Here is a 2,077-nt window from a genome sequence, read left to right on the forward strand (position 1 = left end):
ACCTGAACCTGAACCTGAACCTGAACCTGAACCTGAACCTGAACCTGAACCTGAACCTGAACCTGAACCTGAACCTGAACCTGAACCTGAACCTGAACCGCAGTCTAATCAGGATTTAATGGTATTTGACCCAAACCATCATGAGCTGATTGGGCTTGAGTCAGTACCTGTTCAAGAAACGATTAGTGTTCTAGAGGAAGATTTCATTCCAGTACCAGAACAAAAGGCAGTACATGTTCAGGCTGAAACCCAAGCCAAACAAACTGAACCTGAGCCAACATTTACTGCTGAGCCGCAAGGTTTGTTTGAAACATCTGATACTGAATTTTCTCTGGGTCAAGATGCACCTGTAACTCATGATTTGGTTTCTGAACCTGTTATTGAGCAGCAAACATTGGTGCAAGCCGAAGTGGTTGTTGAAACTGCTACAGTTATCAAAGAGTCTAGTGCAACTGATAACGGGCAGTTGATGCCTCAGGATATTTTGAAGCTTTCTGCTCAAGTTTTAGAAGGCGAGTGGACACTTGAAAAGTGGGAATATTGGTTTAGAAATAGTCAGCTTTCCCCAGCCGTTCAAGAACTTGCTCAACATGGTGTGATGACTGGTGAAATTGGAGGCAACACGATTTTCCATATTCCTCAAGAATATGAAAATATGTTAACCCAATTACAGCAAGGCCTAATTGATGCTTTAAAGCAACAATGGGCAGATACACAGTTTACAGTTGAATATGGTGCAGTTCATACATCTACACCTTATGTTATGCAAAGCATTCGTAAAGAAAAAGCTTTCCATAGAGCGACAGAGCTATTACAGCAACAACCTGTCATTAAAAGCCTTATAGAGACTTTTGATGGTGAATTACAAAATATTCAATTAAAGCCTTAATTCCAATTGAGTTTTGATTTGGTGAAAAATATGGAAATAATAGAATTTTCATATTTTTCACTGGATTGAAATATTCAGGTCACGCCACTGTCATTGTACTTTTCTATGTTAGCCATTTTAGATTTTAAAATGGACTATATATCGTCATGAAAAGGCAATGTACAGGAATAACTTCCTTTAAATATTCATATTTCTTACTAATCGGTGCACTCTTACTGAGTGGTTGTAACGACTCTGCAAATGATAATTCGAATACACCAGACACAGGTAAAAAGCCTGTAATGCGCTGTGCTCCATAACCTTAAATAATAAAAAGAATTTGATCATGATTACACGTCGTAAATTTTTAAATTACTCTTTAAATATGGGCTTTGGTGCTGCAGCGTTGGCGGCTTTCCCATCAAGTATTCAAAAGGCTCTAGCAATTCCTGCAAATAATAAAACGGGCACCATTCAAGATATTGAGCACGTTATTATTTTGATGCAGGAAAACCGATCTTTTGATCATTACTTTGGTACGTTAAAAGGCGTTCGAGGTTTTGCTGACCGCTTTACAATTCCTTTGCCAAATGGTCGTAAGGTTTGGGAGCAGCTTAGACGCAATGGGCAAGTTTTAACGCCTTTTCATTTAGACGGTACAGCCAATAATGCACAGCGCGCAGATGGTACGCCGCATACGTGGAATGATAGTCAGTTGGCTTGGGACAATGGCCGTATGGCGAACTGGCCAACCCATAAAACTGATATATCCATGGGCTATTTTAAAGAAAAAGAAATTCCATATCAGTTTGCACTTGCCAATGCCTTTACGATTTGTGATGCCTACCATTGTTCCATGCACACTGGAACAGATGCGAACCGATCTTTTCATTTAACTGGTACCAATGGGGCAACAGCGACTAAGCGTTCATTTGTAAATAATGAATGGGACTGGATTGATGGTAATCCCGCTACGGCAGATCGTGGTTATACATGGAAAACCTATGCTGAACGCTTAGAAGAAGCAGGTGTTAGCTGGATTTGCTATCAAAATATGCCGGATGAATGGGGCGATAATATGTTGGGTGCGTTCCGTTCTTTTAGAAAGGCCAACATTGCATCCGGTTATCCCGTTTCAAGCGGTGGAGAGCCGAATAAACCGTATGCCGATACGGGTCAAAAACTACCGTATAAAGCCTATGATGCGGC

1 protein-coding gene and 1 pseudogene are annotated in these 2,077 nt (G+C 40.6%); both read left to right on the forward strand.

From position 1 onward, the window contains the following. Nucleotides 1-889, forward strand: a pseudogene (locus J582_RS24655) (DNA polymerase III subunit gamma/tau); the annotation flags it as partial. Between the two features lie 325 nt (nt 890-1,214). Beyond that, a partial coding sequence (locus J582_RS24660; RefSeq protein ID WP_322782837.1) for an alkaline phosphatase family protein occupies nt 1,215-2,077 on the forward strand: 863 nt, incomplete at its 3' end.

This window comes from Acinetobacter sp. 1566109, assembly GCF_000582255.1.
GTDB classification, from domain to species: domain Bacteria; phylum Pseudomonadota; class Gammaproteobacteria; order Pseudomonadales; family Moraxellaceae; genus Acinetobacter; species Acinetobacter nosocomialis.